This window comes from Pseudarthrobacter quantipunctorum (assembly GCF_045291495.1).
GTDB lineage: Bacteria > Actinomycetota > Actinomycetes > Actinomycetales > Micrococcaceae > Arthrobacter > Arthrobacter quantipunctorum.
Map to the genome: position 1 here is coordinate 1,941,797 of NZ_CP148033.1, position 12,227 is coordinate 1,954,023.

Sequence of the window (12,227 nt, forward strand, 5' to 3'; positions counted from 1 at the left end):
CTGTGCCGGCAAAGAATGGGAAGATAAAAGGCGTGGCCCAACACTCTTTCGCCTCCCGCGCGTACCGGGACGACGCCGTGGTGCTGCGTACCCACAAGCTGGGTGAGGCGGACCGGATCATCACCCTGCTGACCAAGCACCATGGCCAGGTCCGGGCTGTCGCGAAGGGGGTGCGCCGCACCAGCAGCCGGTTCGGGGCGCGCCTGGAACCCTTTATGGTGGCGGACCTCCAGCTTGTGTCCGGCAAAACGCTGGACATTGTGACCCAGGCAGTGGCCAAGGGGGCGTACGGGGGAAACATCGCCGCGGATTACGGCCGTTACACGGTGGCCGCCGCTATGACCGAGACGGCCGAGAAGCTGACGGACGTGGACGGCGAGGCCGGAACAGCCCAGTACAACCTGCTTGTGGGTGCGTTGGCTTCACTCAGCAGGGATGAACATGCTGCCGGCCTGATCCTCGACTCCTACCTTCTCCGGGCCCTGGCCACCGGTGGCTGGGCACCCAGCTTCACGGACTGCGCCCGGTGCGGCATGCCGGGCCCCCACAGCGCCTTTTCCGCTCCCCTGGGGGGAATGGTCTGCAGCGGATGCAGGCCCCCTGGCTCGCCGGCTCCGGCGGCGGAGACGGTGGTCCTGCTGGCGGCGCTGCTGACCGGGGACTGGACAACGGCGGACGGCTCCCTTCCGCTGCACCGGAAAGAGGCCGCCGGCCTGGTGGCCGCATACCTGCAATGGCACCTCGAACGGGTGCTGAAGTCCCTCAAACATGTGGAGCGTAGCTGACAGTGGCCCTCGGGAAGAAGAACACCGCCTCACGGAAGCGCACCCACCCGGTGGTTGCCCCGTATCCGCACCCCTCCGGCGCCGTGGCGCCCTCCATCCCCGCGGAGTTCATTCCCCGCCATGTTGCGATCGTGATGGACGGAAACGGCCGCTGGGCAAACCAGCGCGGCCTGCCGAGGATTGAAGGGCACAAGGCAGGGGAGCCTGCCCTGCTGGATGTGATGGCGGGGGCCATTGAGCTGGGTATCGAGTATGTCAGCGTCTATGCGTTCTCCACCGAAAACTGGCGCCGGTCACCGGAAGAAGTCCGCTTCCTGATGGGATTTAACAAGGATGTGCTGCGCCGGCAACGGAACCAGCTCGATGAATGGGGAGTCCGGGTACGGTGGTCAGGCCGGCGGCCGCGGCTGTGGGGCTCGGTCATCCGCGAGCTGGAGGAAGCGGAGGAGTTCACTGCGGGCAACAGCACCTGCACGTTGACCATGTGTGTTAATTACGGCGGCCGGGCAGAGATCACGGATGCCGTTTCCGCCATCGCTGCGGAGGTGGCTGCCGGCAGGCTGAAGCCCGGTGCCATCACCGAGCGGACCATCCAGAAGTACCTTGACGAGCCGGACCTGCCCGACGTGGACCTGTTCCTCCGCAGTTCCGGGGAGCAGCGGCTCTCCAACTTCCTGCTCTGGCAGTCCGCTTACGCAGAGTTCGTGTTCATGGATACCCTGTGGCCCGATGTCGACCGCCGGACGCTCTGGGCCGCCGTTGAGGAGTACGCCCGGCGTGACCGCCGCTATGGCGGTGCCGTGGATGCGGCCGCGCCGGCCGGGTCCTGACTCCCGGGTCCACTGGCCAAGGTGAGCCCTTGAAACGGCAAGGCCCTGCGGGCACCCGTCAGGTTGAATACGCCCTGAGCCACGCTGCCAGGTCACGGCAGGCTTCCTCCCGCACCGCGCGGCGGGACAGGAAGACGTCATGGATGGCGCCAGGATAGCGGAAGACGGCCACCCGCCGTCCCAACCGCAGCGCACGGTGGGCCGTTTCCTCGACGTCGATCACGGCGTCGGCCTCCATCATCTCCGCGGACCACTCGATCTGGATGCGCGTACGGTTCGAGAGCAGGACGAGCGCCGGGGCCCTGATGTCCAGCCTGCGCTCCACCGCGGCATGGCCGGCAAGGACCGCTTTGGCCCAGCCGGCCCTGATGGGAAATGATGCCCTGGGACGCCACCGGGGGTCGAAGTGCCATTCCCCGTGGGCCTCGTCGCTGACGCTTTGCCAGTATCCGGGCATCTCCGGGAGCCACAAAGGACGGCGGGGGTCGGCCCTGGACAGCGGATCCACCAGGTGCATGGCAATGGTGCGGATGATACTGCTGCCCTGCAGTTCCAGCCACGGGGCGTTCAGGATCAGGGTGCCCAGTGCCGTAGGGTTCCGGTCAGCCCACAGCGCCGTGATGAGCCCGCCCAGGGAGTGGGCCAGAACGTGGACGGTGGGTTCCACCCCCGGACCCAAGAGTTCGGTGACGTCTTCCTTGATCGCCGCGAGGGCGGCGGCCAGGTCCTCGTCATAGACAGCCAGATCTTCGGTAAAGCCCGGCGTCTGCCACGGGCGGAGGCTGCGGCCGAACTTGCGGAGGTCCACGGCGTAAAAGGGGAACCCTGCGTCGGTCAGGTACTCTGCTACGTCCGCCTGGAAGAAGTAGTCAGCCCAGCCGTGAACGTAGAGGACCACGTTGATGGCGGGCTGGTCTGCCGTCGCCGGTATGGGCCCCGGCCCCGTGGCGCCGCAACGGACGAGGGTCGCACAGACGTCGCCCTCGTCATCCGGGGCAAGGGGAAGGACCCGCTGCTCGAAGCGCGGGCCCAGGATGTCGGCCGTCCACAGAGCCTCATCCGTCTCCCTGCCCACCTGTGTGCCGCTCATTCGCTGTCCCGGCTGCCGGATGGTTCCGGTTCCTCGTCCCCGTAGGCCCGAAGCCAGCGCGCCAGCCTGGCGTAGGCGTCCGCGCGCACGGCGGCGGGGGAGAGGAACACGTCATGCAAGGCGCCGTCAATCCGCTCCACGGTGACGGTGCGGCCCAGGGTCAGGGCGCGGGCGGCAATGATGTTCACGTCGAGGACGGCGTCCGTCCGCCGCATCTCTTCAGACCAGAAGAGCCCGTTGGCGCTGCCGCTGGACAGCAGGACAAGGATGGGCACCTCGATGTTGAGGCCCCGCGCCACCCGTGCGTGCCCGGCCAGCACGGCACTGAGCCACCCCGCCCGCACCGGAAAAGCCATGGGGGGACGGTATCGGTCATCCAGCGTCCACTCGCCGTCGGCCGAACTGCTGATGGTGCGCCAATAGAAGCCACGCTCCGGCAGCCGGAGCACCGCCTCTGGACGGAACCGGGCCACGGGCCCCACCATCCCCGCCGTTGCACGCCGTACCAATGAACTGCCGTGCATCTCAAGCCAAGGACTATTCAGGACCAGGCGTGCCACCCTGCCGGGATGCCGGCTTGCCCAGAGCACGGCCACCAGCCCTCCCGTCGAATGCCCCATAAGGGTTAAGGACGGGTCCGCTCCATCCTGGCCGATCAGCCGGCACGCGGTGTCGATTTCGGCGTCATAATCCCCGAGGTCCGAGACATACCCGCCCGGTGATTCCGGACGCAGGCTCCGGCCGTGGTTGTGCATGTCCAGCGCGTAGAAGTCGTATCCGGCCGAAGACCAGAAGCGCGCAAGGTCCACATTGAAGAAATAGTCACTCCAGCCATGCAGGAAAAGGACCACCCTGCGGCGCGCGGATGAGGCGGGCAGGGTCTTCAGGGCAGGACGGAAGCGGACAAGGGTGGCCGTGCGTTCCACGCCGTCCGGACCCGTGGCCAGGAAGGCGCGCGACTCGAAGTCCTCGCCGAGGATATCCTTCTGCCACTCCATGGCTTTATGCTAATCCGCTCCCAGTTCGGCCTGCTCATTTTGGTCTGGGCCCTCCAAGACGGAAAACTAGAGGCATGCGCGTTTACCCCACATTCTTCAGGCTTGCCTTTTCATGGATGGACGCCGAGCGCGCCCATAAAATCGGGTTCAAGGCCATCAGGCTGGCGCACCGCTCCGGCGCGGGAAAGGTCCTGGAAAAGCTGACTGCGCCCGCACCGTCCCTCCAGACCACGGCTTTCGGTTTAACGTTCCCGTCCCCGTTCGGGCTTGCTGCCGGATTCGACAAGGAAGGGCACGGCATCGAGGCGCTGACCGAACTCGGGTTCGGCCACGTGGAGGTGGGTACCATCACCGGCCAGGCCCAGCCCGGCAACGAGAAGCCGCGGCTCTTCCGCCTGGTCCAGGACCGCGCCGTCATCAACCGGATGGGGTTCAACAACGACGGCGCAACCGCTGTGGCCCCGCGCCTCAAGGCTGCCCGTGCCGCCCTGCAGCGCCGGCACCCGGACGTGCGCCCTGTCATCGGTGTCAATATCGGCAAGACCAAAGCAGTTGAATTGGCCGACGCCGTTGGTGACTATCTTGTGAGTGCCCGCAGCCTTGCGCCCGCCGCCGATTACCTGGTGGTCAACGTAAGCTCGCCCAACACTCCCGGATTGCGCCTGCTCCAGGATGTGGAGTCGCTCCGGCCCCTGCTGGCCGCCGTAGGTGAAGAAGCTGACCGGGCTGCCGGGCGCCACGTGCCCCTCCTTGTGAAGATCGCACCGGACCTCAGTGACGAGGATATCGACGACGTCGCCCGCCTTGCGCTCGATCTCAAGCTGGATGGCATCATCGCCACCAACACCACCATCACCCGGGATGGGCTCGCCTCGCCGGCGGAGCAGGTGGAGAAGTGCGGTGCGGGCGGGCTTTCCGGCGCCCCGCTGAAGCAGCGTTCCCTTGATGTGCTGCGCAGGCTCAAGGATGTCACCGGCGACGCCCTTACCCTGGTGGCAGTGGGCGGCGTGGAGACAGCGCAGGATGTCCAGGACAGGCTGGATGCCGGGGCGACCCTGGTCCAGGGCTACACTGCGTTCCTTTACGAAGGACCCTTCTGGGCGGCGCGCATCAACCGGGAACTGGCGAAGAAGCGCCGGCCCTGACTGATGGAACGCGGCGCCCCTGCGCCCTCCTTTTAAACGCGAAACCCCGGCGGATCAACCGCCGGGGTTTCGCGTTATTGGAACCTCTGCCGGTCAGGCTGGGTACTGCCCGCGCTTAACCTGGGGCTTGGGAAGGCGGAGTTTGCGGAACTGCAGGGAGCGCATGGAGCCATACCAGACGGTTCCGCGCTCCACCTCGCCGAATTTGGCAGTCAGGCGCTTGCGGAGTTGGCGGGACAGGATGAACACATCCACGAAGACGGCCAGGAACATCACCCAGAACCCGCCAAGGACGTAGATCATCATGTCGCTGGATGCCGGGACCACCAGGGACACCAGCACGAAAACCAGGGCGCCGAACATCAGGTATTCACCCAGGCTAAAGCGGGCGTCGACAAAATCACGGGCAAAGCGTTTCTGCGGGCCCTTGTCGCGCAGGGGCAGGAACTTCTCGTCGCCGGTATCCAGCGCCTGGCGCATCTTGAGGCGCTGGTCCTGGATGGCCTGGCGCTCGGCAGCCTTCGATGCCTTGCGGTCTTCCGGGACCAGCGGGCGCCTGCGGGCTGCTTCCTGTGCCTTGCGGGTGGGAGTCGGGGCCCCCTTGCCGCTCAATCCGTTGGCCCGCGCCGCGGCCTCTGCAGCCTGTTGGTCTACTGTTTGCTGCGCCGAGGGCGCTTCCTTTTTACGTCCGAACACCTGAACAGAATACCTTGCGGCGGGCTGCGGATTTGATGCCCGGCCATAGCCGCGCCCCGCAGCGGCGGATGTGACGCGGGTAATGTTTTGGCCATGACTTCATCGCCCACGGCCATGCCGCAGAATCCCAGTGCCCGCCCGTCCCCGGGCTTTGCCGGAAACAGCTCGACGGAAGATCTCCGTACCGCCATCGACGCGTCCTTCGGCCAAACGCTTGAACAGCTCAAAGGGCTGGTCGCCATCCCCGGCATTGCGTGGCCCAGCTTCGACCGCGAACCCCTGGAACGCAGTGCCGAAGCCGTAGCGGACCTGCTGCGCGGCGTTGGCCTGGACAATGTGCAGATCCTGGCCTGCGACAAGCCGGACGGCACCCCGGGCGGCCCCGCCGTCGTCGCACGCAGGCCCGCCGCGGACGGCAGGCCGACGATCCTCCTGTACGCTCACCACGACGTCCAACCCACGGGGGACACCGGCCTGTGGGAGACCGAACCGTTCACCGCCGTCGAGAAGGACGGGCGCCTGTACGGCCGGGGCGCAGCGGATGACAAAGCCGGAATCATGGCACACGTTGCCGCCTACGCGGCAGTTTCGGAGGTGCTCGGCAGCGCTCTTGGCCTGGGCGTGACGTTCTTTTTTGAAGGCGAGGAAGAAGCGGGATCCCCCACCTTCCGGTCATTCCTGGAGGAAAACCGTGAGCTGCTGCGCGCCGATGTCATCGTGGTGGCCGATTCGAGCAACTGGAAGGTGGGCGTTCCCGCGTTGACCACCAGCCTTCGGGGCCTGGTTGACGGGACCATCGAAGTCCAGGTCCTTGAGCACGCCGTCCACTCGGGCATGTACGGCGGTCCCGTGCTGGATGCGCCCACCCTGCTGTCCCGCCTCATCGCCACGCTTCACGATGACGGGGGCAACGTTGCCATCAAGGGTTTGGTGGCAAAGGACACCGCCGCCGTGGACCTTCCGGAGGAGGATTACCGGGCTGACGCATCCGTGCTCGACGGCGTCCGGCTGGCGGGCTCGGGCAGCATCGCCTCACGGCTCTGGACCAAGCCCGCGCTGTCCATCATCGGGTTCGACGCTCCGTCCGTGGACGCAGCTTCGAATACCCTGCTGCCGCGCGCGAGGGCAAAGTTCAGCCTTCGGCTGGCGCCGGGACAGGTACCCGCCGAGGCAATGGATGCCGTGCGCCGGCATGTGGAGGCGAATGCCCCGTTCGGTGCAAGGGTGACATTCACGCCGGGGGAGAGCGGAAACCCGTTCCTGACCGACACCTCATCGCCTGCGGCATCACTGGCGATGTGGGCACTGGGGGAGGCCTGGGGAGTACCGGCGGTGGAAACCGGCATAGGCGGTTCCATCCCCTTCATCGCCGACCTGACGGAACTGTATCCGGACGTGCAGATCCTGGTGACGGGTGTGGAGGATCCGGACTCCCGCGCGCACAGCGCCAACGAATCCCTGCACCTTGGCGACTTCCGCAAAGCCATCCTGGCCGAGGCGCTGCTCCTCGTCCGGATCAATGAACAGGGGCTCTAGGTCCTCCGCCGGCCGCGGCTGCCGGGACCAAATTATGGGCTTTCTCCGGGAACAAGGAGGGACCAACCATGGTTACGTCAGGAGTTAGAGCTACACCTCCGCCCCGCGTAGCATGTAGCTATAGCCCATACCGAAACCGTAGGGGCAGGCACCGCCAGCGCGGCGCCGCCAGACCGTCCTAAGAAGGTAGGCCAATGAGCACCGCAACAAATGAGAACAGCACCGGTACCACCAGCACGGCCAGTGATGAACTGCCCGTCCACGAGGTCAAACTGACCGACGTCGCAGCAGGCAAGGTGCGCAGCCTTCTCGAGCAGGAAGGCCGTACGGACCTGCGCCTCCGGGTTGCCGTGCAGCCCGGCGGCTGCTCCGGGCTGATCTACCAGCTGTACTTCGATGAGCGGCTCCTGGACGGAGACGCAGTCCGGGACTACGACGGCGTCGAGGTTGTTGTGGACAAGATGAGCGTTCCGTACCTGAGCGGCGCTTCCATTGACTTCGAGGACACCATCTCCAAGCAGGGGTTCACCATCGATAACCCGAACGCCGGCGGCTCCTGCGCCTGTGGGGATTCGTTCCACTAAGCCGGTTATTTCGCCCGATGCCGGCGCCGGGCCACCTGCCGAAAATAACGGTATGGGGGCACGGCGCCGACATGTGGGCGAAACGCCCGGCGGAGCGGTAAGCTCTACACCGAGTAGTAAAACTTTTAGTGTGCCCGGGGCGGCCGAGTCTTCCCGGACAGCAGCAACAAGTAGGAAGGGCCGTCTGTGAGTTCGCAGAACCGAACCGGCAGCCGACGCAAAACGATCACAACGATCTCAAGCTTGGCAATTGCCGGCGCGTTGGTTTTGACCGGATGTTCGCCAGAGGTAGAGAAAGGGTGGCTGCCCACGGAACGTGGCACCACCAGCAACACCGACCGCATCATGGACCTCTGGGTCAACTCATGGATTGCCGCCCTGGTTGTGGGCATCATTACCTGGGGCCTGATCGTTTGGTGCCTGGTCGCGTACCGCCGCCGCAAGGGCACCGTCGGGTTCCCGCGGCAGACCAGCTTCAACCTCCCCCTGGAAGTCTTTTACCTGACCATCCCGCTGTTCATGGTTGTGGTGTTCTTCTACTTCACGGACCGCGACCAGCAGGCCATCGATAACCGCTCAGAGCCGGCCGACGTCGTTGTTGACGTCCGCGGCAAGCAGTGGGCCTGGGACTTCAACTACCAGGCCGGCGACGTCATTGAAGAGGACGTCTACGAAGCCGGTGTGCAGACGAACCTCACCGGAAACACCATTGACATGGAGCAGCTCCCCACGCTGTACCTGCCGGTGAACAGGTCCGTTGACCTCGAGCTCAACGCACGCGACGTGATCCACTCCTTCTGGGTTCCCGCCTTCCTGCAGAAGCGCGACATGATCCCGGGCAAGACCAACTACATCAGGTTCACCCCCACCAAAGAGGGCACCTACGACGGCAAGTGTGCCGAACTTTGCGGCGAGTACCACTCCGAAATGCTGTTCCGCGTCAAGGTGGTGTCGGAATCTGAATTCCAGGCCCACATGGACGAACTGCGCGAAGCAGGCAACACGGGTCTCCTCGGCAATGAGTACGACCGCAACCCGAACGTGAACGAAATTAAGTAAGGGGAGCGACGTGGCTACGTACACTCAATCCGCACCCACCGGAGTCCTTCCAGCTCCCGTGGTTCCGAAGTCCAAGGGACGCATCGTCGTCAACTGGATCACCTCCACCGACCACAAAACCATCGGGTACATGTACCTGATCGCGTCCTTTGTGTTCTTCTGCCTGGGCGGCGTCATGGCGCTGCTCATCCGCGCTGAGCTGTTCGAACCGGGCATGCAGATCCTGCAGACCAAGGAGCAGTACAACCAGCTGTTCACCATGCACGGCACCGTGATGCTGCTGATGTTCGCCACCCCGCTGTTTGCCGGCTTCGCGAACGTCATCATGCCGCTGCAGATCGGCGCCCCTGACGTCGCGTTCCCGCGGCTCAATGCCCTGGCTTTCTGGTTCTTCCTCTTCGGCTCCACCATAGCGGTGTCCGGCTTCATCACCCCGCAAGGTGCAGCGTCCTTCGGCTGGTTTGCCTATGCTCCGCTGTCCAACACCACCTTCAGCCCCGGCATCGGCGGTGACCTGTGGGTCTTCGGCCTGGCGCTCTCGGGCTTCGGAACCATCCTGGGCGCGGTCAACTTCATCACCACCATCATCTGCATGCGCGCCCCGGGCATGACCATGTGGCGGATGCCGATCTTCACCTGGAACACCTTGGTCACGGCCATCCTGGTCCTCATGGCCTTCCCGCCGTTGGCAGCAGCCCTGTTCGCGCTCGGCGCCGACCGGCGCTTCGGTGCCCACATCTTCGACCCGGAGAACGGCGGCGCGGTCCTCTGGCAGCACCTGTTCTGGTTCTTCGGCCACCCCGAGGTGTACATCATCGCGCTGCCGTTCTTCGGCATCGTCTCGGAGATCTTCCCGGTGTTCAGCCGCAAGCCGATCTTCGGCTACAAGGGCCTCGTGTACGCAACCATTGCCATTGCCGCACTGTCCGTTACCGTGTGGGCGCACCACATGTACGTCACCGGCTCGGTGCTGCTGCCGTTCTTCGCGTTCATGACCATGCTGATCGCAGTGCCCACCGGCGTGAAGTTCTTCAACTGGATCGGCACCATGTGGCGCGGTTCGCTGACGTTCGAAACCCCCATGCTCTGGAGCATCGGCTTCCTGATCACGTTCCTGTTCGGCGGGCTGACCGGCATCATCCTGGCCTCACCGCCGCTGGACTTCCACGTCTCTGACTCCTACTTCGTGGTGGCACACTTCCACTACGTGGTGTTCGGCACCGTTGTCTTCGCGATGTTTGCCGGGTTCTACTTCTGGTGGCCTAAATTCACCGGCAAGATGCTCAACGAACGCCTCGGAAAGATCCACTTCTGGCTCCTGTTCCTGGGCTTCCACGGCACCTTCCTGATCCAGCACTGGCTGGGTGTCGAGGGCATGCCCCGCAGGTACGCCGACTACCTGGTGGAAGACAACTTCACCTGGATGAACCAGTTCTCCACGGTTGCTTCCTTTGTCCTTGGTGCATCGCTGATCCCGTTCTTCTGGAACGTCTACATCACCTGGCGCAGCGCAGAGAAGGTGCAGGTGGACGATCCCTGGGGCTTCGGCGCCTCGCTGGAGTGGGCCACGTCCTGCCCGCCGCCGCGGCACAACTTCACTTCGCTGCCCCGGATCCGTTCGGAACGGCCCGCCCTGGACCTGCACCACCCTGAACTTCGCCAGGTCCACACCGTTGAGTCACCCGCTCCCGCAGCCCAGACGCTCGGAAACGCCGACCAGAGGGATAACTGACAATGAAAATTGAATCCTGGATTTTTGGTGCCGGAGTCTTCTTCTTCGTTCCCGTGTCCCTGGTATACGGTTTCCTGACCAACTGGGGCGAGTGGGTGGGCATCCTTGGCATTCTCCTCGTGGGCGGCCTGGCCGGCATGATCGGTGGATACCTCGGTTTCACCGGCAAGCGCGTTGGCCTCCGCCCCGAAGACCGCAGCGACGCTGAGATCCACGAGGGTGCCGGCGAACAGGGGCACTTCAGCCCCTGGAGCTGGTGGCCGCTGGTCCTGGGCCTCTCCTGCGCCACGGGTTTCCTGGGCCTGGCAGTGGGCTTCTGGATCGTCTACATCGCAGCCGGCATGGCCGTTGTTGCCCTTATTGGCTGGGTCTACGAGTACAGCCGCGGAGACCACGCACACTAGCAACAAACTAGTACAAAACAACGACGTCGGGCCCCACCGGAAGGTGGGGCCCGACGTCGTTATTATCAGCGCCTTGAATGGCCTCAGGCGGCGCCCTGAGACTCCAAAAGGTCGCTAAGCGCCCGGAGGGCGTCCTCAGCATCCCGACGGCTCTGTGCGCCATCCAGCGCAGACTCACTGATGCCGAGCTTCACCTCGCAGCCGTGGTGGAAGTCTGCCGCCATCACCTGGAGGAGTGACCGCGCATCAACCTGCGGTGTACCGTCCTTGGCGATGGTCACTGGCAGGCCGGTTTCCGTAACAGCCCGGACGAACACGGCGGCAGGACGTGCGTGCAGTCCCACCGAGGCTCTGACCACTGCCTTGAGTATTGGCAACGGGACTCCTTCTTTGTTGCGGCCTTCCGCCGCCAAATGACATGTGCCAGACGAATATAGTCGTCCGGCGGCCCGCCCTACCAAGCGGCGGGAACGCGGACCGTACCGGTCTAGACCTGCCCTAAAATTGGAGGGTGAACTTCAACGCAGGGGAGACCCGCCATGGCATCTAGCGCGGCAGCAATCGCCGGCGAGATTGACCGGACCAGCGGAACAGCGATATATGTCCAGCTCCGTGAGATCCTCCGTTCCTATATCGCCCAGTCCTGCCCGCCGGGCTCCGCCCTGCCGTCAGAGCGCGATCTTGCTGAGCGGTTCGGCCTGGCACGAATGACCGTCCGCCAGGCCATCGACGCCCTGGTTGGTGAAGAGGTCATCGAGAGGGTTGTGGGACTGGGGACGTTCGTCCGTAGGCCCAAGCTCGATCTCCAGGTCAAGCTGACGTCGTACAGCGAAGAGATGCAGCGGCGCGGGATGGTCCCGGCTGCAAAGGTACTGAGCTTCGAGCAGATAGCCGCGAGTGCGTTCCTGGCCCGCGAACTGCAGTTGGACGAGGGAACCCCACTGGTGCGGTTCCGCCGCCTGCTGCTGGCGGACGGCGAACCGATGAGCGTTGACGAGAACTTCATTCCCGCGCACCGTGTGCCGGGGCTGCTGGACGGGGAACCGCCCACGTCGCTGTACAACGTGCTGAGCGAACAGTTCGGGCTGGTGATGGAGTGGGGAGAGGACATGATTGAGGCCACGGCGGCCTCACCCTCCACTGCGCGCTTGCTGAATGTGGAGGTGGGCTCACCACTGCTGAAAATCCAGCGCCATGCCTTTGTTGCCCGGGCGATGGTGGACTACTCCGTGTCGTATTACCGCGCTGACAGATACAAGCTATGGGTTCCGCTGCAGCGGCCCGGTGCGCGCAGGGCCCGGAACCACTAGAGGTCTGCGGGTTTCGAAAGGAGAACCCACTCGAAGGTCTGCCCTTCCGTAGCAAACT

The 12,227-nt window shown here is 64.7% G+C and carries 13 protein-coding genes; 9 read left to right on the top strand and 4 right to left on the bottom strand.

Annotated features, from left to right (window positions below):
- Window positions 1-32 precede the first annotated feature (32 nt).
- Window positions 33-785: a DNA repair protein RecO gene (gene recO / locus WHH00_RS08970; protein ID WP_231454285.1), complete on the top strand. Its 753-nt coding sequence runs from the start codon at window positions 33-35 to the stop codon at window positions 783-785.
- 2 nt (window positions 786-787) lie between these two features.
- Entirely contained in the window at window positions 788-1,615 is an 828-nt protein-coding gene (locus tag WHH00_RS08975; RefSeq protein WP_231454286.1) for an isoprenyl transferase, read from the top strand.
- Window positions 1,616-1,673: 58 nt separating this feature from the next.
- Here WHH00_RS08975 and WHH00_RS08980 read toward each other — a convergent pair whose 3' ends face one another.
- Window positions 1,674-2,705, bottom strand: coding sequence for an alpha/beta hydrolase (locus WHH00_RS08980; RefSeq protein ID WP_406638159.1), 1,032 nt, complete (start codon window positions 2,703-2,705; stop codon window positions 1,674-1,676).
- Window positions 2,702-3,703 (bottom strand): alpha/beta hydrolase, encoded by a 1,002-nt coding sequence (locus tag WHH00_RS08985; protein ID WP_406638161.1) that lies wholly within the window; start codon window positions 3,701-3,703, stop codon window positions 2,702-2,704. Before WHH00_RS08985 ends, WHH00_RS08980 begins: the two co-directional genes overlap by 4 nt.
- A gap of 74 nt (window positions 3,704-3,777) precedes the next feature.
- On the opposite strand from WHH00_RS08985, the gene WHH00_RS08990 reads away from it, so the two are divergent.
- The gene (locus WHH00_RS08990) at window positions 3,778-4,848 is read left to right on the top strand and encodes a quinone-dependent dihydroorotate dehydrogenase (RefSeq protein WP_406638163.1); all 1,071 of its coding nucleotides are present in this window, start codon (window positions 3,778-3,780) and stop codon (window positions 4,846-4,848) included.
- A 93-nt stretch (window positions 4,849-4,941) separates the two neighbouring features.
- Here WHH00_RS08990 and WHH00_RS08995 read toward each other — a convergent pair whose 3' ends face one another.
- The gene (locus tag WHH00_RS08995) at window positions 4,942-5,544 is read right to left on the bottom strand and encodes a DUF3043 domain-containing protein (protein ID WP_400576347.1); all 603 of its coding nucleotides are present in this window, start codon (window positions 5,542-5,544) and stop codon (window positions 4,942-4,944) included.
- A gap of 93 nt (window positions 5,545-5,637) precedes the next feature.
- On the opposite strand from WHH00_RS08995, the gene WHH00_RS09000 reads away from it, so the two are divergent.
- From WHH00_RS09000 to WHH00_RS09020, 5 genes are all read left to right on the top strand, one after another.
- The gene (locus tag WHH00_RS09000) at window positions 5,638-7,080 is read left to right on the top strand and encodes a dipeptidase (RefSeq protein ID WP_406638166.1); all 1,443 of its coding nucleotides are present in this window, start codon (window positions 5,638-5,640) and stop codon (window positions 7,078-7,080) included.
- A 194-nt stretch (window positions 7,081-7,274) separates the two neighbouring features.
- On the top strand, window positions 7,275-7,664 hold the full coding sequence (locus WHH00_RS09005) for an iron-sulfur cluster assembly accessory protein (protein WP_066275924.1): 390 nt from the start codon (window positions 7,275-7,277) through the stop codon (window positions 7,662-7,664).
- A gap of 186 nt (window positions 7,665-7,850) precedes the next feature.
- Window positions 7,851-8,723, top strand: a complete 873-nt coding sequence (gene coxB, locus WHH00_RS09010; protein WP_406638168.1) for a cytochrome c oxidase subunit II — start codon at window positions 7,851-7,853, stop codon at window positions 8,721-8,723.
- Window positions 8,724-8,733: 10 nt separating this feature from the next.
- Window positions 8,734-10,455: a cytochrome c oxidase subunit I gene (ctaD, locus tag WHH00_RS09015; RefSeq protein WP_231454293.1), complete on the top strand. Its 1,722-nt coding sequence runs from the start codon at window positions 8,734-8,736 to the stop codon at window positions 10,453-10,455.
- Window positions 10,456-10,457: 2 nt separating this feature from the next.
- Window positions 10,458-10,859 carry a cytochrome c oxidase subunit 4 gene (locus WHH00_RS09020; protein WP_231454294.1) on the top strand — a complete coding sequence of 134 codons (402 nt, stop codon included), beginning with the start codon at window positions 10,458-10,460 and terminating at the stop codon, window positions 10,857-10,859.
- Between the two features lie 83 nt (window positions 10,860-10,942).
- Here WHH00_RS09020 and WHH00_RS09025 read toward each other — a convergent pair whose 3' ends face one another.
- Window positions 10,943-11,236, bottom strand: coding sequence for an HPr family phosphocarrier protein (locus tag WHH00_RS09025; RefSeq protein WP_406638171.1), 294 nt, complete (start codon window positions 11,234-11,236; stop codon window positions 10,943-10,945).
- Window positions 11,237-11,398: 162 nt separating this feature from the next.
- On the opposite strand from WHH00_RS09025, the gene WHH00_RS09030 reads away from it, so the two are divergent.
- Window positions 11,399-12,169: a GntR family transcriptional regulator gene (locus WHH00_RS09030; RefSeq protein WP_231454296.1), complete on the top strand. Its 771-nt coding sequence runs from the start codon at window positions 11,399-11,401 to the stop codon at window positions 12,167-12,169.
- The last annotated feature ends 58 nt before the right edge of the window (window positions 12,170-12,227 follow it).

Coding starts and splice junctions, on each gene's coding strand:
- WHH00_RS09030 (WP_231454296.1), top strand. CDS start 11,399: ATGGCATCTAGCGCGGCAGCAATCGCCGGCGAGATTGACCGGACCAGC.
- WHH00_RS09000 (WP_406638166.1), top strand. CDS start 5,638: ATGACTTCATCGCCCACGGCCATGCCGCAGAATCCCAGTGCCCGCCCG.
- WHH00_RS08985 (WP_406638161.1), bottom strand. CDS start 3,703: ATGGAGTGGCAGAAGGATATCCTCGGCGAGGACTTCGAGTCGCGCGCC.
- WHH00_RS09020 (WP_231454294.1), top strand. CDS start 10,458: ATGAAAATTGAATCCTGGATTTTTGGTGCCGGAGTCTTCTTCTTCGTT.
- WHH00_RS09005 (WP_066275924.1), top strand. CDS start 7,275: ATGAGCACCGCAACAAATGAGAACAGCACCGGTACCACCAGCACGGCC.
- WHH00_RS08980 (WP_406638159.1), bottom strand. CDS start 2,705: ATGAGCGGCACACAGGTGGGCAGGGAGACGGATGAGGCTCTGTGGACG.
- WHH00_RS08990 (WP_406638163.1), top strand. CDS start 3,778: ATGCGCGTTTACCCCACATTCTTCAGGCTTGCCTTTTCATGGATGGAC.